At 65.6% G+C, this 20407-nt stretch carries 17 protein-coding genes; 8 read left to right on the top strand and 9 right to left on the bottom strand.

The window, feature by feature from the left end:
• Window positions 1–52: 52 nt before the first annotated feature.
• From AUL30_RS08980 to AUL30_RS08960, 5 genes are all read right to left on the bottom strand, one after another.
• Entirely contained in the window at window positions 53–1435 is a 1383-nt protein-coding gene (locus tag AUL30_RS08980; RefSeq protein WP_244490765.1) for an enolase C-terminal domain-like protein, read from the bottom strand.
• A gap of 44 nt (window positions 1436–1479) precedes the next feature.
• Window positions 1480–2238: an SDR family NAD(P)-dependent oxidoreductase gene (locus AUL30_RS08975; protein WP_062227529.1), complete on the bottom strand. Its 759-nt coding sequence runs from the start codon at window positions 2236–2238 to the stop codon at window positions 1480–1482.
• 63 nt (window positions 2239–2301) lie between these two features.
• Complete coding sequence (locus AUL30_RS08970) at window positions 2302–3219, bottom strand: ABC transporter substrate-binding protein (protein ID WP_062227732.1); 918 nt, start codon at window positions 3217–3219, stop codon at window positions 2302–2304.
• Between the two features lie 135 nt (window positions 3220–3354).
• Window positions 3355–5172: a hydantoinase B/oxoprolinase family protein gene (locus AUL30_RS08965; RefSeq protein WP_062227528.1), complete on the bottom strand. Its 1818-nt coding sequence runs from the start codon at window positions 5170–5172 to the stop codon at window positions 3355–3357.
• A gap of 1 nt (window position 5173) precedes the next feature.
• Window positions 5174–7243, bottom strand: a complete 2070-nt coding sequence (locus tag AUL30_RS08960) for a hydantoinase/oxoprolinase family protein (protein ID WP_062227527.1) — start codon at window positions 7241–7243, stop codon at window positions 5174–5176.
• A gap of 454 nt (window positions 7244–7697) precedes the next feature.
• On the opposite strand from AUL30_RS08960, the gene AUL30_RS08955 reads away from it, so the two are divergent.
• Window positions 7698–8387, top strand: coding sequence for a GntR family transcriptional regulator (locus tag AUL30_RS08955; RefSeq protein ID WP_062227526.1), 690 nt, complete (start codon window positions 7698–7700; stop codon window positions 8385–8387).
• A 119-nt stretch (window positions 8388–8506) separates the two neighbouring features.
• Here AUL30_RS08955 and AUL30_RS08950 read toward each other — a convergent pair whose 3' ends face one another.
• Both AUL30_RS08950 and AUL30_RS08945 read right to left on the bottom strand, forming a co-directional pair.
• Window positions 8507–9289: a cyclase family protein gene (locus AUL30_RS08950; protein WP_157070007.1), complete on the bottom strand. Its 783-nt coding sequence runs from the start codon at window positions 9287–9289 to the stop codon at window positions 8507–8509.
• A 131-nt stretch (window positions 9290–9420) separates the two neighbouring features.
• Window positions 9421–10053, bottom strand: coding sequence for a helix-turn-helix domain-containing protein (locus AUL30_RS08945; protein ID WP_192843039.1), 633 nt, complete (start codon window positions 10051–10053; stop codon window positions 9421–9423).
• Between the two features lie 315 nt (window positions 10054–10368).
• Between AUL30_RS08945 and AUL30_RS08940 the strand changes: the two genes are divergently transcribed.
• Window positions 10369–10662, top strand: coding sequence for an excalibur calcium-binding domain-containing protein (locus AUL30_RS08940; protein WP_157070005.1), 294 nt, complete (start codon window positions 10369–10371; stop codon window positions 10660–10662).
• A gap of 42 nt (window positions 10663–10704) precedes the next feature.
• On the opposite strand, the gene AUL30_RS08935 is transcribed toward AUL30_RS08940, so the two are convergent.
• Window positions 10705–12327 carry an ABC-F family ATP-binding cassette domain-containing protein gene (locus tag AUL30_RS08935; RefSeq protein WP_062227523.1) on the bottom strand — a complete coding sequence of 541 codons (1623 nt, stop codon included), beginning with the start codon at window positions 12325–12327 and terminating at the stop codon, window positions 10705–10707.
• 161 nt (window positions 12328–12488) lie between these two features.
• Here AUL30_RS08935 and AUL30_RS08930 point away from each other — a divergent pair, with 161 nt between their 5' ends.
• The 4 genes from AUL30_RS08930 (at window position 12489) to AUL30_RS08915 (ending at window position 16020) form a co-directional block, all read left to right on the top strand.
• Window positions 12489–12950: an Lrp/AsnC family transcriptional regulator gene (locus AUL30_RS08930; protein ID WP_062227730.1), complete on the top strand. Its 462-nt coding sequence runs from the start codon at window positions 12489–12491 to the stop codon at window positions 12948–12950.
• A gap of 146 nt (window positions 12951–13096) precedes the next feature.
• Window positions 13097–14557 (top strand): aminotransferase class V-fold PLP-dependent enzyme, encoded by a 1461-nt coding sequence (locus AUL30_RS08925; protein ID WP_062227522.1) that lies wholly within the window; start codon window positions 13097–13099, stop codon window positions 14555–14557.
• Window positions 14558–14699: 142 nt separating this feature from the next.
• Window positions 14700–15308, top strand: coding sequence for a cysteine hydrolase family protein (locus AUL30_RS08920; protein ID WP_062227521.1), 609 nt, complete (start codon window positions 14700–14702; stop codon window positions 15306–15308).
• A 103-nt stretch (window positions 15309–15411) separates the two neighbouring features.
• Window positions 15412–16020 (top strand): DUF2076 domain-containing protein, encoded by a 609-nt coding sequence (locus AUL30_RS08915; protein WP_244490764.1) that lies wholly within the window; start codon window positions 15412–15414, stop codon window positions 16018–16020.
• A 65-nt stretch (window positions 16021–16085) separates the two neighbouring features.
• On the opposite strand, the gene AUL30_RS08910 is transcribed toward AUL30_RS08915, so the two are convergent.
• The gene (locus AUL30_RS08910; protein WP_083507791.1) at window positions 16086–16580 is read right to left on the bottom strand and encodes a MaoC family dehydratase; all 495 of its coding nucleotides are present in this window, start codon (window positions 16578–16580) and stop codon (window positions 16086–16088) included.
• Window positions 16581–16755: 175 nt separating this feature from the next.
• Between AUL30_RS08910 and AUL30_RS08905 the strand changes: the two genes are divergently transcribed.
• Both AUL30_RS08905 and ngg read left to right on the top strand, forming a co-directional pair.
• On the top strand, window positions 16756–18531 hold the full coding sequence (locus AUL30_RS08905) for an N-acetylglutaminylglutamine amidotransferase (protein ID WP_062227520.1): 1776 nt from the start codon (window positions 16756–16758) through the stop codon (window positions 18529–18531).
• 4 nt (window positions 18532–18535) lie between these two features.
• Complete coding sequence (gene ngg / locus AUL30_RS08900) at window positions 18536–20332, top strand: N-acetylglutaminylglutamine synthetase (protein WP_062227519.1); 1797 nt, start codon at window positions 18536–18538, stop codon at window positions 20330–20332.
• The last annotated feature ends 75 nt before the right edge of the window (window positions 20333–20407 follow it).

Genomic DNA, 20407 nt, shown 5'->3' with positions numbered 1-20407 from the left:
CTCGTGGATGACGGTTCCTTGGAACCGCCGCGCGAGCGCGGCGGCGACGGGGTCACGATTGCCAGACCGGTCCGTCCGGAAAGCGGTGTTCGGCAAGGCTGGCGGGCTTGATCTCGATGGAGAAACCGGGCGCGGCGGGCAGCATGAACCGCCCGTTGCGCATGGTGATCGGGTTCTCGAAATGCTCGTGCAGATGGGCGACATGCTCGATGAACCGCCCTTCGCTGTCCCCGCTGATGGCGATGAAGTCGATGAAGGACAGATGCTGGATATATTCGCACAGGCCGACGCCACCGCCATGCGGGCAGACCGGAATGTCGAACTTGGCGGCCATCAGCATGACGAGCAGCGCCTCGTTGAGCCCGCCCAGCCGGGCGACGTCGAGCTGGCATACGTCGAGCGCGCCTGCCGCGAACATCTGCTTGAACATGATCCGGTTCTGGACCTGCTCACCGGTCGCCACCCGGATCGGAGCGATGGCGTCCCGGATCGCTTTGTGGCCGAGAATATCGTCCGGGCTGGTCGGCTCCTCGATCCAGTAGGGATCAAGCTCGGCGAGCCGGCCCATCGCCTCGATGGCAACTGGCACCTCCCAGATCTGGTTCGCATCGAGCATCAGGACGCGGTCGGGACCGAGCTCCTCGCGGAAGATGCGGCCGCGCCGCAGATCGTCCTCGACACTCGCCCCGACTTTCTGCTTGAACGCCTCGAACCCCTCGGCCCTCGCCTCTCGGATCAGCCGGCGGATCTTGTCGTCATCATAGCCGAGCCAGCCGGCCGCCGTCGTATAGGCAGGAAAGCCCTTCTCCTCGAGCAGGCGCACCCGCTCGGCCTTGCCGGCCGCCTGCGCCTGCAACATGCGCAAGGCCTCGTCCGGCGACAGGACGTCGGTGACAAAGGTGAAGTCCAGGCAGGCGACGAGCTCTTCCGGGGTCATGTCGGCGACGAGCTTCCAGACGGGCTTGCCCTCCTGCTTTGCCCACAGGTCCCAGAGTGCGTTGACGATGGCCGCCGCCGCCAGGTGGACCGCCCCTTTGTCCGGGCCGATCCAGCGCAGCTGGCTGTCGCCGGTCAGCGATTTCCAGAAAGCGCCCATATTGGCGGTAATGGTGGAGAACTCCACGCCCACGACGAGCGCAGAGAGCGAGCGGACGGCCGCGACGACGATCTCGTTCCCCCGGCCGATGGTGAAGCTGAGGCCGTGCCCGGTCAGCCCGTTCTCCAGCTCCAGGATGACATAGGCCGCCGAATAGTCGGGAGCCGGGTTCATCGCGTCCGAGCCGTCGAGCTGGCGGGACGTCGGGAAACGCAGGTCCGTGACGTCGAGCCGCGTGATGCGCCCCCCGCGCGCGGCGCTGCGTGTCGGCGCGCCCGCGGCATTTTCGTCCCGGCCGCTCGCCCCCTGCCCGCTGGCTGCACCCTTCAACATGGTCATCGATTATCTCCCAAGGCCGGCGCGACCAGGCTGCGCGCGACATGTCATGTGTTGGACGAGTATCCGCCATCCACGGGAAGCGCGGTCCCGGTGATGAAGTCCGATGCCGGGCTGGCCAGGAAAACCGCCGCGCCCGCCAGGTCGTCCGGCTTGCCCCACCGCTTCTGCGGGGTACGGTTCAGGACATTCTCGTCGAGCCGCGGGATCTGCACCTTGGCGACGGCGGTCAGATCGGTTTCGATCCATCCGGGCAGAATGGCGTTGACCTGGATATTGTCCTCGGCCCAGGCCTGCGCGAGGGACTTCGTCATCTGCACGATCCCGCCTTTCGCCGCGGCGTAAGGGGCGGCGCGTGCATTGCCGAAGATCGACAGCATGGAGCCGATATTGATGATCTTGCCGCCGCCGGAGCGCGCCAGATGCGGATGGGCAGCGACGGAGACGATGAAGGCGCTCGTCAGGTTCACGTTGATGAGGCTGTTCCACTCGCTGAGCGAATAGTCCTGCGGCAGCTTGCGCTCGTTGGTGCCGGCATTGTTGATCAGGATATGCAGGGCGCCATGCTCGGCCATCACCGCATCGAGGCCGGATGCCACCGACCCTTCGTCCGTCACATCGACCTCGACGGCGGAAACCTTCACGCCCAGTGCGGAAAGCCGTGCCTGTGCGTCCTCGTTGCGGTCCTTGCGGCGACCGAAGATCGCGATTTCGGCGCCTGCCTTGGCAAGACCCGTCGCCATGGCAAGGCCGATGCCGCCATTCCCGCCGGTCACCACGGCCACACGCCCACTCAGATCAAACATGATGCTTCCTCATTCCAGGCAGGTGGGTGCCGGTTTACGGCCGGCACCCGTTGCAGCGAAGGCTCAGCCGCCCCAGCCCTTGTACTGGTCCACGTTCTCACGGGTGACGAGCTTGGGCGTGACAAGCATCTTGGGTTCGGCGACCGGCTTGTCGTTCATCAGGTCGTAGCCCATCTTCACGGCCGTGACGGCCATGCCATAAGGGTCCTGGCTGGCGGACGCCTCGATGAGCGTATCGGACTTCAGGGCTTCGACGATATCGGGCGCACCGTCCACCGAGGTGATGATGATGCCGTCGCGCTTGAGCTGGCGGGCGGCGAGATCGCTGCCGATGGCCTGCGGATCGCAGCAGGTGAAGACGCCCTGAATGTCGGGGAAGCGGGTCAGATCCCCCAGCATCACGTCCATGCCACCGTCGCGCGAGCTCTTGCCGTCCTGATTGTCGGACAGGATGGTGATGTCGGGATACTTTCCGAAGACTTCCTTGCAGCCGACGACGCGGTCGATCACGCCGGAGTTCTGCGGGCCGTTCTGGATGATGACATTGCCCTTGCCGCCGATCTTGTCGGCGATGTACTGGCAGGCGATGGTTCCGGCCGCGACGTTATCGGTGGTGACGATCACGTCGGCATTGTCGACGCTGTTGTCCACCGCCAGGACCTTGATGCCGGCAGCCTTGGCCTTGGCCACGGCGGGCTCGATGGCCTTCGGATCGGCCGCGCTCATGACGATCATGTCGACGCCGGCGGCGATGTAATTGTCGATCTGCTCGACCTGCTTGTTCAGGTCACGCTCGAAGCCGAGCGCCGTCACCTTCACATTGGGGTTGATTTCCTTGGCCGCATGCTCGGCGCCGGCCGCGAGGGCAACATAATACGGGTTGCCGAGCGAGCCGACGCTGATCCCGACGGATGTCAGTTCCTTCGCCTGCAGCGGGCTCGTCGCGAGAACGCAGCCAACGAATACAATTGCCGGTTTCATCATCTCAACTGCTCCTCTTGGGGTTCCCGCAGGCGGTCATCACCGGCGGGTTCTGCCTGCACCAGGCAAGAACTTCAGGGCTGCCATCCGCGCCGCCGCCATGATTGGGCGGGCTGTCGCACGGGGGTGGCTCCATTACGGGGTGGGCAAGGTCTCGGCGTCGGGCTGCCGTGGCATATCCTGCTCGAGCCGGCGACGGGCTGCGTCGGTTCCGGCCTGATCGATCTGGCCGGAGGGCGACAGAAGGACGCCGAACACCGTCTCGGCCACACTGGCGGTCAACAGACCTTCCCGGATATCGCGCAGCACGGCGTCCTGGCTGCGATGATGGGGGCGTCCGTAGCCACCGCCGCCGGACGATACGGAGACGATCGTCTCGCCCGGCTGCAGCCAGACGCCCGTGCAGGCGGGCTGCGGCGTAAGCTGCCCGTCGCGACCGCGCTTGAGGGCCTGAGCGGGTCCGCCCGTTCCGCCCCCCAGCACGCCTTTGGCGACATTGATCATACCGTCGGCATTGTAGAAGACCTGGATCGGCGATGCCTCGGCAGGACCGAATTCGACCCGGATCGACGGTGCGCCGCATGTCTGGCCCGGGCCCGCCGTATCGGGAAGCAGGCGCCGCTCATGGATCGCAACTGGGTAGGCGAGTTCGTCCACTTCCACGCAGTCGTGGCGGCACAGGCCCCCATTGCCGACATGGATCAGTGTCAGCCAGCCATCGTGCTTGGGCGTCGCGGCGCCGCCGCTGATGCCGAGGTGAACCTGGTTGACGAAGGAGACATCGTTCTGTCGCGGATCGCGGCCCGAAATGACGCCGCCGGCCGGGGGAAAGATCGGCCCGCCCTCGGCCATGCCGTAACCCGGCGAGATGATCGCCAGGGCACGCTGCACGGGGCTGGCCACGCGATCGGCCAGGTTGGTCGTCGCCACCGAGCAGCTATAGGGATGCGTCGGGATGCCGACCACGCAGTTCTGCCGCAGATCCACGGTCAGACGCCGGAACGATCCGGCATTGGCCGGAATGGTATGATCGCCCAGCGCGTTGAAGATGCCGACGAAGGCCGAGCTGCGGGCCGTCCCTTCCGTCAGGTTCAGGCCGCAGGGAAGGCAGTCGGGATTTTCGGTCAGATCGACATGGATCGTCCCCGCATCGGGATCGACCTGCACGCCGACCGTCACGAGGATACCGTCCTCGGCGCCGGGGAAGGGATCGTGCATGCTGTGAACGCGCGCGTCACCCTTGTTCATCTTGCCGATGGCGGATGCGATGCGGCGCTCGGAATAGTCGAACCAGGCTTCCACATGGGCGTCCAGCCGGTCCCACCCGACCTCGCCCCCGAGCGACAGGAGCTCCCGCTCGCCGATCCGCACTGCGCCGAGCGAGGCGAGATAGTCGCCCCACCAGATTTCCGGCACGCGGATGCGCGCCTTGCACATGCGCACGATATCGTCGATGTCCTTGTAGTCCCTCTGGATCTGGACCGCCGGGAAGATCAGCGCGCCTTCCTCGTAAACATCCACGGCGCTGCCGATATAAGTGGTGGGCTTGGAGTTTCCGCAATCGGCCTGATGGGCCTTGGCAAGGACGGTGAAGCGGTGGACGCCACCATCGTCGAAGACCGGCACGACGAGGCAGTGATCGGCCGCATGCGAGTTGCCATGATAGGGGGAGTTGTGGAGGAACGCGTCCCCCTTGCGCATGTCCGGATGCATTTCCTTGACGTAGCGGGCGATCTCGTCCGGCCCTGACATCACATGCGCCGGAAGGCTGATCGCCCCTGCCACGAGCCGGCAGTCCGCCGTCAGCACCACGCAGGAGAAGTCGTGACCGCTGTTCAGAACGCCCGAACGTGCGGTTCGGAACAGCGTATTGGCCATCTTGCGGGCGATGCTGTCGATGCGGTTGGCGAGGATCGCCATCTCGATCCCGCGGTCCTGGTTGGTCGACGTCATATCACATTCCCCCGTTCAGGCTGACGAGCAGGCCGCCACCGATCGTCCGCTTCACGACCGCGCCGGGATCGATGACCGTCGTGGCGAAAGGAGACTCGACCAGGGCCGGGCCCGCGAAGGTTTCCTCGCTCGGCATCGTGTCGGTGCGATAGACGGGAACCTGCGTCCATCCACCGTCGCGCAGGAAGATCGGCCGGCGGTGGTGCTCGGCGGTCTGTGCGCCGCGCTCTTCGCTGAAGACATGCTTTTCGCGCAGGCGGCACCGGACATAGGCCCGCCATGCGATCACCTCGATGCCCGAATGGTCATCGCTGATCTGGAACAGTGTGCGATGCTCGGCGTGGAACGCCTCGATCAGCGCGTCCAGCGTCCCGGCCTCGTCGAAGTTGGGATTGCGCACGGGAATTTCGATTTCCCAGATCTGCTTGGGGTAGCGGGCTTCCACCGCGAACTCGATCGAATGATCGATCGCGCCCTGCCCGTATTCGGCTATGAAAGCTTCGCAGTCGGCGCGCAGCCCGGCGATGATGGTGCTGGCTTTGGCGGGATCGAACCGGTCGCTCGTCATGTAGCTGACGCGCGTGAACTCTCCGTAGAGTTCCGACATCAGTGCACCCACCGCGCTCAATGTCGCTCCCGTTTCCGGGATCAGGACGCGCATGCAACCGAGCCTCTGGCCGACCGCGACCGCGTTGAGGCCGCCGGCTCCGCCACCGCCGATCAGGACGGCACGGGACGTGTCCACGCCCTGGTTGACGGCGATGGTCTCGATCGCGCCGACCATCTTTTCCGTCGTGAGCGACATGACGGCGAGTGCGGCCTCTTCGACGCTGACACCCAGCCGGGCACAGACTTCCCGCTCCAGCGCCGCGCGCGCCGCAGCCACATCCAGCTCCATGCGCCCGCCCAGGAAGAAACGCGGGTCGATATGGCCGAGCACGAGCGCGCAATCGGTGACGGTGGGCTTGTCGCCCCCCCGGCCGTAGCAGACCGGGCCGGGCGTGGAGCCTGCGCTCTGCGGACCGACATGCAGGAGCCCGCCTTCGTCCACCCAGGCGATGGAACCCCCGCCGGCGCCGACGCTCGTCACGTCGACCGAAGGGAAGCCGGTCATGTGCCCCTGGAAGGGCTGGCCGATCCAGCTTTCCTTCGTGCGGGGGATCCGCCCCTGCCGCACGATGGACACGTCGTAGCTGGTGCCGCCCGTATCGGCCACGATGGCAAAGTCACTGCCCGCATCGCGCTCGGCATAGAAGCGGCCCGAAACCGGGGCCATGGCCGGACCGGAATTGAGGGCGTGGATCGGCGCAGCCGCGACGACGGCGGAGTCCATCACGCCGCCCTGGGAGGTGACCATCAGAAGCCGGCCTTTGAAGCCGCTGGCCGCCAGGCGGCTGCGCAGCCCGGTCAGATAGGCGTTCATCGTCGGCTTGAGCGAGGCGTCCATACAGGCCGAGGACGCCCGCCGATACTCGCGAAGCGTAGGGTTGAGCTGATGCGAGAGCGTGAAGGGAACATCGGGAAGGATCTGCCCGATCAGCTCGCCCAGGCGGCGCTCATGCGCATCATTGGCGATGGACCAGAGAAGGCACACACCGATCGCCTCGATGCCGTCGGCCTTCAGCTTGTGCAGCAGCGCGACCGTGGCGTCTTCGTCGAGCGGCACGTGCACCCGGCCGTCGGGCCCCATACGCTCGGTGATCTCGTATGTGTCGGCGCGTGCGATATAGGGTTGCGGATAGGGCTGGGAGAAGTCGAAGGGGTCCGAGCGCCCCCCTTCCCGTATGACCAGCACGTCGGGATGCCCGCGGGTCGTCAGAAAGGCCGTCCGGGCCACATTACCGGTGAGCACGGCATTCAGCGAACGGGTCGTGGCGTGCAGGAAGGTCGTCACCTGTGACAGGAGCTCCTGGCTGCTCTTGCCGTAATGTTCTGCCGCAACCGCCACCGCATTCAGGATGCCCTCGATGGGATCGTGCGGCGTGGTCGAACTCTTGAAGATGAGAATCCGGTCGCCATCCTCGACCGCCAGGTCGGTGAAGGTTCCACCCGTGTCACAAGACATTCTCATTCGTACATTCCTTGAGCATAAGTACAATTCATATGCACATGACGCCATAGCGCAGTCGGGAGCGACTGCCGGCGCACATCGATCAATCAAGAACCGCCCCTGAAAACTACTGACTGAAGCGATTCTGGATTCAACGCGCACAGATACTGACAGGCCGGAAGCTTATCTTCCGGCTAGCGCAATTTCTGTTTTGTTTTTCATGCAATTGTTGGCAGGTGATTTCAATTCATCTGCCGTAATCGAAACGTCACCTAAATTTGAAAGGCCGTCAAGAAGGATAATTCCAGAAAATGCGATAAATGATCAAAAAGCGAAAAATGTCTCAGCGATTTCAAAGACAGGCTTACAAAAGAATCTGCTCTTGGTTGCCCGTACCGCCTTCGCATGCATATTATTCACAGGCGGGACGGCAGCTCGCATCGCAGCGCAGCAACTGCCGGGAGGGCTGGCTTGGATGGGCAAAGCAACGGTTACGCCGGACCCCGTCGTCCGACTCACGCTCAAGGACACGGTCTACGAGAAGCTTCGGGACCTGATCCTGAATGGCGGCATCGAACCCGGTAAGAGCGTGACGATCCAGAGCCTGGCCGATGCTTTCGGGGTCAGCCCCATGCCGATCCGCGAAATCCTGCACAGGCTCGTCGCGGAAAAGGCGCTGACGCTCATCGAGGGGCGTTCGGTCGGCATCCCCCGCCTTACCGTGGACCGGCTGGCGGATCTGCGGCGTGTGCGCGTGGAACTTGAATCCATCGCGACAGGCTGGGCCATCCGCCATCTGAACGCTTCCGACTTCCAGCAGCTCAGCGAGGCAATCGACCGGATGGACGCCGCAATCGCGCAGGGGGACCGCGCGGGCTATGTGTCGGCGAACCGGGCCTTCCACTTCACCATCTATAATTGTGGAGGCTCCCCGTCCCTCCTGTCCATCATCGAAACGCTCTGGCTCCAGATCGGCCCATATTTCAGCCTTCTGGACACGAGCGGAAACTGGAGCATGGCGAACGGACACCACCGGGACCTTCGCGATGCGCTCATGCGCAAGGACGTCCGGGCGGCGCGGCGCGCGCTCCAGGCAGACATAGAAGGCGGCATGGGCGTTCTGCACGAGATGCTGCTGGAGCGCAGACGCACCCTCGGAGCTTGAGGCCGGCGCACGGGCCGGATGCACCATGGCCTCAGCCATGGTGCATCCGTCGAACAGCGGGAGCGGACAGCATCGCACCCTTTGCCACTCGCCCGCCCCTTTCATTCAAGACCGCGCCGCTAGCCGATCAGGCCGATGGCGCGCCCCATGCCGCCGGTCGCACCCTTGAACTTGTGCGGAAGAAAGATGAACACGGCCCCGCGAACGGGCAGCTCACCCAGATTGGTCAGGTTCTCGGTCGCGTACATCCCGCGCCCGAGCGCCGCCCAATGCGGCGTGTTGTCGTCCTGCATGGCGCCGATCCCGCGACCATCGATGCCGATATGCCGAACGCCCTTGTCGAACAGATATTCGATCGCCTCGGCCGTCGGCGCGGGGTGCGAGCGGTCGTAGGCAAAACCTTCGGGCAGTGGCTTGTAGTGGCGGTCCGACCAGTCGGAACGGAACAGAACGATTTCGCCGGGCTGGAAGGCGCCATTGTCCTGCGCCCAGCTTTCCAGATAGTCGCGGGTGATCCACGGGCTCTGAGCCAGATGGGTCTTCTCCCCCTTGGGGGCGGCCTCGACCAGGGGGCGCACATCCACCACGACGGCCGGCCCGATGAGCCGCTTCAAGTCGAGCTGCTCAATGGTGATCGAGCCATGCTCCGTCGCGTGCGGCAGGCCGGTCTCGAGCGCCGGAGTGAAATGCGAGGGCGCGTCGATGTGGGTTCCGGTGTGATCGTCATGGATCTGGACATATTCCAGGAACATGCCGCGTGGGTCGGTATAGGTGTTGAAGAGATACTGCGCCATGCGCTGCCCTTCGGGCGGCGAGCAGGGCATATCAGGCCCCGTCGTCACCGAAAGGTCGACGATCCGGGCTTCCTGCAACACTTTCCACAACTGTCCTGATGCGCTCACGCTTGCGTCCCCTCGGTAGCCGATCAATGGCCGGCCAAGTATGAAACTGCACCGCGAGTTGTCAATTGTTTCTCGTATGAAACTACGCGAAACTTCACGCCGCTACGCATTATGGATGCGCGCGCGCCTTGCTACCCTTCTCCGGCCTCACCGGCGCTCAGGCGCTGGCGCAGAATATCGCGCAGGGTCTGCGCCAGGTTCGGCGTGGCGCTGGAACAGGTGATGAGCAGACGTGCCGGCGCGCCGCCGGTCGCCAGATAGGCGTGCTCCATCGTACTGTCGAAATAGGCGCTGTCCCCTGCCTCCAGCACGCTGTCCTCATAGAGCGACGTATGCAGGGTGATCGCCCCTTCGATGACATAGATGAACTCTTCCCCGACATGGCTCCAGAGCCCGTCGATCCGCTCCATCGCGTCGGCCTTCACATCGACGATCATCGGAACGATGCGCTTATGGGCGATGTCGGTGCAGAGGTAGACGTACTTGTAATTGTCGTCCTGCATGGTCAGCCCGTCTTGCCGACGGTTGATGCTGCGACGCCCCGTGACTCTCGGTTGAATGTCGTTCTGTGGATTGGGCGCGATGAGATCGCCGATCTCGATATCGAGGCCCGTACAGAGCTGGATGATCGTCTGGTAGGAGGGGGAGATCAGGTCGTTCTCGATCTTCGAGAGGGTCGATTTCGAAATGCCCGTCTTCTGCGCCAGGTCGGCCAGCGTCCAGCCATGATATCCCCGCCTCTCACGCAGCACCTGTCCGATCACCGGGAATTCCCGCGGGCTATTGCCGCCCCCATTGGAACGCTTTCGCTTGTCCATACTCTCACTCTGGTTTCACATCGGGTGCGGGGACGCCGGCAACGGCCCGGTGGGCGCGCAGCACACCATGCAACGCAACCCTACCCCTGCGCCACCCCGCAGATCAGCATGGCTCATTGAGAATCGACCCCGCCTGCATGCGCTGACCGGTTGGAATGGCCCTGACTTGATTGACAAGCCATCAGTTGCACAGCCAAGTACATGGACAAAGACATGTCGGCGGACCGACGCCGCAGAAGGACAGGAGGGGCGAACATCGGAATGCGTCGCGTCTGGCTGCCCATACTGGTTCTTTTCTGGATCTCTCCCGCGCAGGCTGTGCCGGGCGCACGGGACAAATCCGCCAGCCCCGCCACCGAGTTGCCCGCCGCCCTGGAGCCCCTGCGCTTTGCCCAGCGTCGAAGCTGCAAGGCGGTCAGCACGTGCCGGGAAGCCGTGGAAATGTGGTGCGCGGGCTATGCGCGCGCCGATGGCGACAATGACGGCATCCCGTGCGAAAACGTCTGCCGCTCCAAGGCGGAGGTGGACGAGATCCGTGCGGAAATCGGCTGCTGACCCCCGCACGCCGCCTCCGATGCCCGGCATGACGTGTCGGCTCTAGCTGCGCAGTCCTGGCGCTTCCTGGCCCGTCCGCGCGACATATTCGGTGTAGCCGCCGCCATAAAGGTGCGGCCCGTCCGGGGTGAGCTCCAGGACGCGGTTGGACAGGGCCGCCAGGAAGTGGCGGTCATGGCTGACGAAGAGCATGGAGCCCTCGAAGCGTTCCAGCGCTTCCACGAGCATCTGCTTGGTGGCGATGTCGAGGTGATTGGTCGGCTCGTCCAGCACCAGGAAGTTCGGCGGGTCGAACAGCATCAAGGCCATGACGAGGCGCGCCTTCTCACCCCCCGACAGAACGCGGCATTTCTTGTCCACATCGTCGCCGGTGAAGCCGAAGCAGCCGGCCAGGGCGCGCAAGGGGGCCTGCCCGGCCTGCGGAAAGCTGTCCTCCAGCGATTGCAGCACCGTGCGCTCGGCGTCGAGCGATTCCATGGCGTGCTGGGTGAAGTAGCCCATCTTCACGCTCGGGCCGCGCGTCACGGTGCCCGAATCGGGCTCCGATGCGCCGGCGATGAGTTTGAGGAGCGTCGACTTGCCGGCGCCGTTCACGCCGAGCACGCACCAGCGCTCGCGCCGCCGCACCTGGAAGTCGAGCCCCTCATAGATGACGCGTGCGCCATAGCGCTTGTGCACGCCCTTCACGCTCGCCACGTCCTCGCCGGAGCGTGGCGCCGGCTTGAACTCGAAGCGCACCGTCTGTTGGCGCTTGGGCGGCTCGACGCGTTCGATCTTGTCGAGCTTCTTGACCCGGCTCTGCACCTGCGCGGCGTGGCTGGCGCGCGCCTTGAAACGCTCGATGAAGGCCACTTCCTTCGCCAGCATGGCCTGCTGGCGCTCGAACTGCGCCTGCTGCTGCACCTCGGCAATGGCGCGCTGCTGGCGGTAGAATTCGTAATCGCCCGAATAGGAGGTCAAGGAACCGCCATCGATCTCGATGATCTTGTTGACGATGCGGTTCATGAACTCCCGGTCGTGCGACGTCATCAGCACCGCGCCGTCGAAGCCCTTGAGGAAGCTTTCGAGCCAGATCAGGCTTTCGATATCCAGATGGTTGGATGGCTCGTCGAGCAGCATGATATCGGGCCGCATCAGAAGGATCTTGGCCAGCGCCACGCGCATCTTCCAGCCGCCCGACAGGGCGCCGACATCGGAGTCCATCATCTCCTGGCTGAAGCCGAGGCCGTCCAGCACCTCGCGGGCGCGCCCGTCCAGAGCGTAGCCGTCGAGTTCGTCGTAACGGGCCTGCACATCGCCGTAGCGCGTGATGATCTCGTCCATCTCGTCCGCGCGCGCCGGATCGGCCATGGCCGCCTCCAGCTCCGCGAGCTCGGCGGCCAGCGCGCTGACCGGCCCCACGCCGTCGATCACCTCCACGACCGCGCTGCGGCCGGCCATGTCGCCGACATCCTGGCTGAAATAGCCGATGGTGACGCCGCGATCGACGGAAACCTGCCCTTCGTCGGGCAGTTCCTCGCCGGTGATCATACGGAACAGCGTCGTCTTGCCAGCGCCGTTCGGGCCGACGAGGCCGATCTTCTCACCCCGCTGCAGCGCCGCCGAGGCTTCGATGAAGACGATCTGCTTGCCGTTCTGTTTGCCGATGCTCTCGAGGCGGATCATGCGTCTGTTCCGGGTGATGGGGTGATCAGACCCGCGTCAAACCATTCCCCCGGCCGCCGCGCAAGGGCGCGGCCGGGCTCCGCGCCGGGTTGTTGCCGCCGGGCGACGCTTGGTGCATCTGTTCAAGGACCCTGTGGAACGACCGGATGGACGGGTGGGACATGCGCGACAAGATCGACCGGATCGATGCGAAGATCCTGACGGAGCTCCAGAAGGACGCCTCCCAGTCGCAGCGGGACCTGGCCGACAAGGTGGGCCTGTCGCAGAATGCATGCTGGCGGCGGATCAAGCAGCTGCAGGAATCCGGCATCCTGCAGGGCCAGGCCGCCCGGATCGACCGTGAGGCCATCGGCCGCGGGCTGGTCGTCTTTGCCATGATCCGCACACGCAACCATTCGGCGGACTGGCTGAAGCGCTTCCGGGCGCATGTGACGTCCATCCCGGACATCACCGATTTCTACCGCATCGGCGGCGATTACGACTACATGCTGAAGATCGTCACCACCGACATGAAAAGCTATGACGAGGTGTATCAGCGCCTCATCGAGAAGCTCGAGTTGGAAAACGTGACCTCCTACTTCGCCATGGAAGCCATTCTTGAGAACCGTCCGCTGGAAATCTGACATGTTGTCAAAATGATCGTCATATTGGCAATCGTTCGATCATATTTCTCGATTCTTTCCCGCCCTGCCCTGAATTAAGATCAAACTTCGCTGCTACCGCGCGTAATCTCCCCAGATCGATTAAGCGGTTGGGAAGGCGTTGCGCGATGGGGATTTTGGCAGAGTTCCGGGATGGTCTGGCAGGCGATGACGCGATTGCGCGCCTGCGCGGCGGGCTGATCGGCAACGGGGTCGAATTCGACGGCGGCTTCGGTCCGCGCCGTCTTCTCTATGCCGATTATGTCGCATCCGGGCGCGCGCTCGCGCAGGTCGAGGAGTTCGTGCTCCGGCAGGTCCTCCCCTTCTACGCCAACAGCCATACGGAAGCCTCGCACTGCGGCGGCACCATGACACGGCTGCGCGGCGAAGCACGCGGCGAGATCGCCCGGCTGACCGGCGCCGGGGCCGATTGCCACGTCGTCTTTACCGGCTCGGGCGCGACGAGCGGGATCAACCGCATCGTCGGCCTTCTCGACATTGCCGGCCAGCGGGCAGCGGGGCGGCGCGTCACCGTGCTGATCGGCCCCTATGAGCACCATTCCAACATCCTGCCCTGGCGCGAAAGCGGGGCGGAGGTGGTGGAGATCGCCGAAGCGAGCGATGGTGGCGTTGACCTTACGGCGCTGGATTGCGCGCTTCAGGACTGCCGTGGGGCGGATCTGGTGGTTGGCGCCTTTTCGGCCGCCTCCAATGTCACGGGCATGCTGACTGACGCGGGTGCCGTGACACGCCGCCTCAAGGCGGCGGGCGCGCTGGCACTGTGGGATTACGCGGCCGGTGCGCCCTATCTGCCCATGTCCATGGGCGCGGGCGACGCGGCGCTCGACGCCATCGTCTTCTCGCCGCACAAGTTCCCCGGCGGGCCGGCGGCATCGGGCGTCATGGTCGTGCGGGACACGATCGTGCGCCGCGCCACGCCGACTGTGCCGGGCGGCGGCTCGGTCACTTTCGTATCGCCCTGGCGCCACGCCTACAGCCAGCGCGTGGAAGCGCGCGAGGAAGCCGGAACCCCGGACATTGTGGGCGATATCCGGGCGGCCCTGTGCCTGCTCGTCAAGGAAGCGGTGGGCGAGGATCGGATCTGGGCGCTGGAGGAACGCCACCGCGCGGCGGCGCTCACCGCCTGGTCCGGCCAGCCGGGCATCGAGCTTCTGGGCCAGCGCCCCCATGCCCGCGCGCTGCCCATCTTCTCCTTCCGCATCCGCGATGGCGAAGGGCGGATCGTCCATCATCAGATGTTCACACGCATGCTGAGCGATCTCTACGGCATCCAGGCGCGCGGCGGCTGTGCCTGCGCCGGCCCCTATGCGCACCGCCTGCTCGGGCTCGACCGGGCGGCATCGGACGCGCTCTTCGATGAACTCGAGGCCGGGGCCGAGACGCAGAAGCCGGGTTGGGTGCGCCTGAACTTCAGCTACCTGCACAATGATGACGAAGCGCGCCGCATCATCGAGGCGGTGCTGGATCTGGCGCGCCGCGCCGCCGACCTTTCGGCACTCTACGAAGTGGACAAGCGGACCGCCCGCTTCCGGCCGAATGCGCAGGCCTGCGCCTCCGCCGCGGCGTAAGCCATCGGCGCCGGAAAGCTGAGCCCCCAAACGAAAAGGCGCAGAACAAAACGCTCCGCCGCCGGTTCCGGCGATGAACCGGCGCGGGGTGCGGCACGCATGATGCTGTCGCCGCCGGTGGATCAGGGCGGCGAGGTCGACCATGGCCGAAAGGCAAGAACTTCTGTTCGGAGCACTGCAGAACTGCTTCCATCTCTGCGTGGACATGCAGCGCATGTTCGCGGAGGAAACGGATTGGCACGCCCCATGGGCCGCGCGTGTGACACCGCGGATCGCACGGATCGTGGCGCACCGGCCGGAGCGCACCATCTTCACGCGTTTCGTGCCGGCGCAGCACGCCGGGCAAGGCCAAGGCACCTGGCGCCGCTACTATGAGCGCTGGAGCACCATGACGATCGATCGGCTGGGGGCGCCGATGATCGACATCGTCGAACCTCTGGCACGCTTCGTTCCGCCGGCCGCGGTGCTGGACAAGACGGTCTACTCGCCCTGGCTCGACGACCGGCTCGATCGCATGCTGAAGGCCGGCGGCGCCGAAACGCTCGCCATCACCGGCGGCGAAACGGATGTCTGCGTTCTGGCCGCCGTGCTTGGGGCCGTCGACCGCGGGTTTCGTGTCATCGTCGTCAGCGACGCGCTTTGCAGTTCCTCCGACGAGACGCATGATCGCCTGATGGATCACTATCGCCAGCGCTTCGGCCAGCAGGTCGAAACGGTGGATACGCAAACGCTCCTGGAGGCCTGGGCCTGAGGGCCGCTTCACGGCGCGATCACGATTTTGCAGCCGCCTACCGAATGCCGCGACGGGTTCCTATCTCCCGCCAGCGAACGATAATGCTCCTGAGGAGAGAGCGATGAGCATGAATGATGACGAACGACGTCTGATCGAGGGCCTGTTCACCCGGCTCCGTTCGGTCGAACGGGACGCTTCCCCGCGGGATGCGGAGGCGGAAGGATTCATTCGCCAGCAGCTTTCGGCACAGCCGGCAGCCCCCTACTACATGGCGCAGACCATCATCGTGCAGGAACAGGCGCTGGAGGCGGCACAGGCACGCATCCAGGCGCTGGAAGAACAGTCACGCCAGGCCGGACAGTCCGGCGGGGGCGGCCTTCTGGGCAGCCTGTTCGGTGGCGGCCAGCGTCCCGCCGGCCAGGGATCGGGCCGCGAAGGCGCGGCCATGCCGGCCGGCTCGCCCTGGGGTGGACGCGGCGCACAGGGCGGCCAGCCTCAGGCACAGCCGGCGGCCCCGCGCCAGGGCGGCGGCTTTCTGGCCGGCGCGGCGCAGACCGCTGTCGGCGTTGCCGGCGGCATGATGCTCGGCTCGATGCTGGGCAGCATGTTCGGCGGCGCCGGTGAAGCCCTGGCGGGCGAGGCCGGCGAGGCCGTGGACGGCGTCGCCGAGGATGCCGGCTTCGACGGCTTCGACGATGGCGGGGACCTCGGCGGCTTCGACGATATCTGACGCACAGGCAAGCACCCCCGCGGCGCGGTCACGCGTGCCGCCGGGGCCAGCGCCCGCGGTCCCAGTCAGGCCATCTGCAGCATCGAGACGGTGATCCATTGCGCGTTGAGGGCCGGCTTGGCCGAGCCCTCGATCTCGACCGACGCGTCCCATGTCGACTGAATGGTGACGGCCCGCTCCACGAGCCCCTTCAGCCGGAAGCTTCCGCGCACCCGTGCGCCGGAGCGGACCGGCGACAGGAAGCGGACACGGTCGAAGCCGTAATTGACGCCGACGGTCGAGCCCTCCACCCCCGGCATCGCATCATAGGCGAGCCGCGACAGGAGCGAGAGCGACAGGAAACCGTGCGCGACCGTGCCCCCATAGGGCCCCTCCGCCCGCGCGCGCTCCACGTCCACATGGATGAACTGATGGTCCAGCGTCGCATCGGCGAAGCGGTCGATCATCGCCTGATCGACGGTCAGCCAGTCAGACAGGAACGTTTCCCCATCGATCAGGGCGCGGTAGGATTCGAGCGGCATGAGCCGCTGGCGCAGCCGATCCTCCGATGTTTCGGGCATGGTCGGTTCCTTCCGCTGTATGGTCGCGCAGCGGTCGGGTCCGGCCACGCGCCGCAGACCTATGCCCCACCCCCCGCACGATTGCAAAGCCCCGACCGGGGTAGGCTTTCCGGACATGCGGCCTATCTAACGCGCCGAGCCCCAACCAGACCCGAAAGTGACAGGAAGAGATCATATGTGCGGAATCTGCGGCGAAATCCGCTTCGACGGCAAGATGGCGTCTCCGGAGCGGATCGAACGCATGGGCAACTGCCTGGCCCCGCGCGGCCCCGACGGCGCGGGTCAGGTCGTGCGCGGGAATGTGGGCCTTGGCCACCGCCGATTGAAGATCATCGATCTGTCCGAAAAGGCGCAGCAGCCCATGGTCGATCCGGACCTGGGGCTGACCCTGGCCTTTAACGGCTGCATCTACAACTATCCGGAGCTGCGCGCCGAACTGTCGGGCATGGGTTACCGCTTCTTCTCGCATGGCGATACGGAAGTCATCATCAAGGCCTATCATGCCTGGGGCCCGGACTGCGTGAAGCGGTTCAAGGGAATGTTCGCCTTTGCCATCCATGAGCGCGACAGCGGGCGCGTCATGCTGGCGCGCGATCGGTTCGGCATCAAGCCGCTCTACCTGTCGCAGACGCCGCAGCGGCTCTACCTTGCCTCCTCATTGCAGTCGATCCTGAAGACGGGCGATGTCGATACGTCGATCGACCGTGAGGCGCTGCATCATTACATGACGTTCCATGCGGTCGTTCCCGCACCGCTCACCATCGTGAAGGGCGTGCGCAAGCTGCCCCCGGCGACCATCCGGCTGATCGAGCCGGACGGCGCCTACCGGGACGAGGTCTACTGGCAGCCGCGCTTCGGCCTGCAGCCGGGCGACGAGGCGATGACGCCCCAGGACTGGCGCGACGCCGTCCTGGAAAGCCTGCGCCAGGCGGTGGAGCGCCGCATGGTGGCCGACGTGCCGGTCGGCGTCCTTCTGTCGGGCGGCGTCGATTCCTCGCTCATCGTCGGGCTCCTGGCGGAAGCCGGGCAGACGGGCCTCAGCACCTTCTCCATCGGCTTCGAGGACGCCAATGGAGAGGTCGGGAACGAGTTTGTCTATTCCGACCTGATCGCCCGGCACTACGGCACGCAGCATCACAAAATCTTCGTGCCGGGCAGCGAGCTCATGGAGCATCTGCCGGGCGCCATCGCCGCCATGTCGGAGCCCATGGTCTCCTACGACAATATCGGCTTTTACCTTCTGTCCCGTGAAGTCGCCAAGCACATCAAGGTCGTCCAGTCCGGCCAGGGCGCGGACGAGATTTTCGGCGGCTATCACTGGTACCCACCCATGGCCGGAGCCAGCGATCCGCTGAGCGCCTATTCCGGGGCCTTTTTCGACCGGAACGATGCCACGCTGCGGAGCCACCTGTCGCCGCAATGGCATGCGGAGGGGGATGTCAGCCGCGATTTCGTGCGGGATCACTTCGCCATGCCGGGCGCCGAGGATCCGGTCGACAAGGCCCTGCGCCTCGACAGCCAGATCATGCTGGTGGACGATCCCGTCAAGCGCGTCGACAACATGACCATGGCCTGGGGGCTGGAAGCCCGGGTTCCCTTCCTGGACCATGAACTGGCCGAGCTGGCCGCGCGTGTCCCCTCCGCCGAGAAGCTGAAGCAGGGCGGCAAGGGCGTTCTCAAGGAAGCGGCCCGGCTGGTGATCCCCTCGGAGGTGATCGATCGGCGCAAGGGCTACTTCCCGGTGCCGCAGCTCAAATACATTTCCGGACCCTATCTCGACATGGTGCGCGGCGCTCTGACCAGCCAGAAGGCCCGGGAGCGGGAACTGTTCCGACCGGAATATCTGGACGATCTTTTCGCCCATCCGACGGATCGCATCACGCCGCTCCAGGGCTCGGAGCTGTGGCAGGTGGCGCTTCTGGAAATGTGGCTGCAGGCCCAGGAGATCTGAGGCGATGAGCACGGACGATCACGGCCGGGCAAAGGCCGGTTACGAGCGGCGCTTGAAGCGCATGCGCAATTATGCGCGGCCGCAGGGCAATGCCCCGGACGGGACGCCACAGGCGGATGCCGAGGTCGAGTGCGGATGGGGCCGGCTCATCTTCGCCCAGACCTTCGAGGATACGACGCATCTGACACGCCGCATGAACGAGGAAGGGCCGGACCGGCGCGACATCGCCTTCTATGTCCGCGATCCGCATGTCCTCATCAGCCATGCCCCGCAGGAGCTCTTCCTCGACCCGTCGCACACATACCGGCTGGACCTGACGATCTACCGGCCGAGCCGAAGGCGGCCGAGCGGCTTTGCCGTCCGCCGCCTCGCCTCGCCGTCCGATGCGGCCGAGATCAACCGCATCTATCAAAGCCGCCGCATGGTGACGGTCGATCCGGATTTCTTCTGGAGCAACCGGGACAGCCGCCACCTCACCTGGCTCGTGGCCGAGGACGAGGCGACGGGAGCGATCCTCGGCACGGTGACAGGCGTCGACCACCGGCGCGCCTTCGAGGATCCGGAGGCCGGCTCCTCGCTCTGGTGCCTGGCGGTCGATCCGCAGGCCCAGCACCCCGCCATCGGCGAGGCGCTGGTGCGCCAGCTTGCCGAGCATTTCCAGGCCCGTGGCGCCAGCTACATGGACCTGTCGGTGATGCACGACAATGCGCCGGCCATCGCCCTCTATGAGCGCCTCGGTTTCGTGCGCGTTCCCTATTTTACGGTCAAGCGGCGCAACCAGATCAATGAGCAGCTCTTTACCGGCGCGGGCGATACGTTCGACGCGTTCAACCCCTATGCCCGCATCATCGTGGACGAGGCGGCGCGGCGCGGCATCGCCGTGGAGGTTCTGGACGCACCCGCCGGCTTCTTCCGGCTGACCTATGGCGGCCGCAGCATCCGCTGCCGCGAAAGCCTGTCGGAACTGACATCCGCCGTCGCCATGTCGATCTGCGACGACAAGGGCGTCACCCGGCGGCTGGTCGAAGGCGCCGGGGTCAACGTGCCGGCGCAGATGCTGGCCGGGGACGACGGGGATGGCACTGTGGAGGCCTTCCTGGCCGAGCACGGATCGATCGTCGTCAAGCCCGCACGGGGCGAGCAGGGCCGCGGCATCGCCGTCGGCGTCGAAACCATGGATCATGCACGCACGGCGATTGCCGCCGCGCGCGAACAGTGCGAGCGGGTGCTGATCGAATCCTGCTTCCAGGGCGACGATCTGCGCCTGGTGGTGATCGACTTCCGCGTCGTCGCGGCGGCGGTACGTCGGCCGCCGGTGATCGTGGGCGACGGGCGCCGCAGCGCGCGCCACCTGATCGAGCATCTGTCGCGCCGCCGGTCCGCCGCCACGGGGGGCGAAAGCCGCATCCCGCTGGATGGCGAAACGGAACGCTGCGTCCAGAAGGCCGGCTACGCGCTGGACGACGTCCTGCCGGAAGGCGTCGAGCTGAAGGTGCGTGGAACGGCCAATCTGCACACGGGCGGGACCATTCACGATGTGACGGGCATCGTGCATTCCCAACTGGTGGAGGCGGCCATCGCGGCAACGCGCGCGATCGACATCCCGGTCTGCGGCATCGACTTCATGATCAAGGATCCGCGCCTGCCCGATTACGTCTTCATCGAAGCGAACGAGCGGCCCGGCCTTGCCAATCACGAGCCGCAGCCCACCGCCGAACGGTTCGTCGACCTGTTGTTCCCCATGTCGATCCCGGCATCGGCCCGCAAGGCGCGCGAGCGCCGGCGCACCCGCGGCCGGTGACGCCCGGCTCTGGAGGCTTCCTTGATTTGGCGGTAGAGGAAGCATCACGCATGAACATTGCGCGGCCCCGCGCAA

Origin of the sequence: Aureimonas frigidaquae, from assembly GCF_001463905.1 — a bacterium.
GTDB lineage: Bacteria > Pseudomonadota > Alphaproteobacteria > Rhizobiales > Rhizobiaceae > Aureimonas > Aureimonas frigidaquae.
This window is presented reverse-complemented; position numbering and strand designations above follow the sequence as displayed.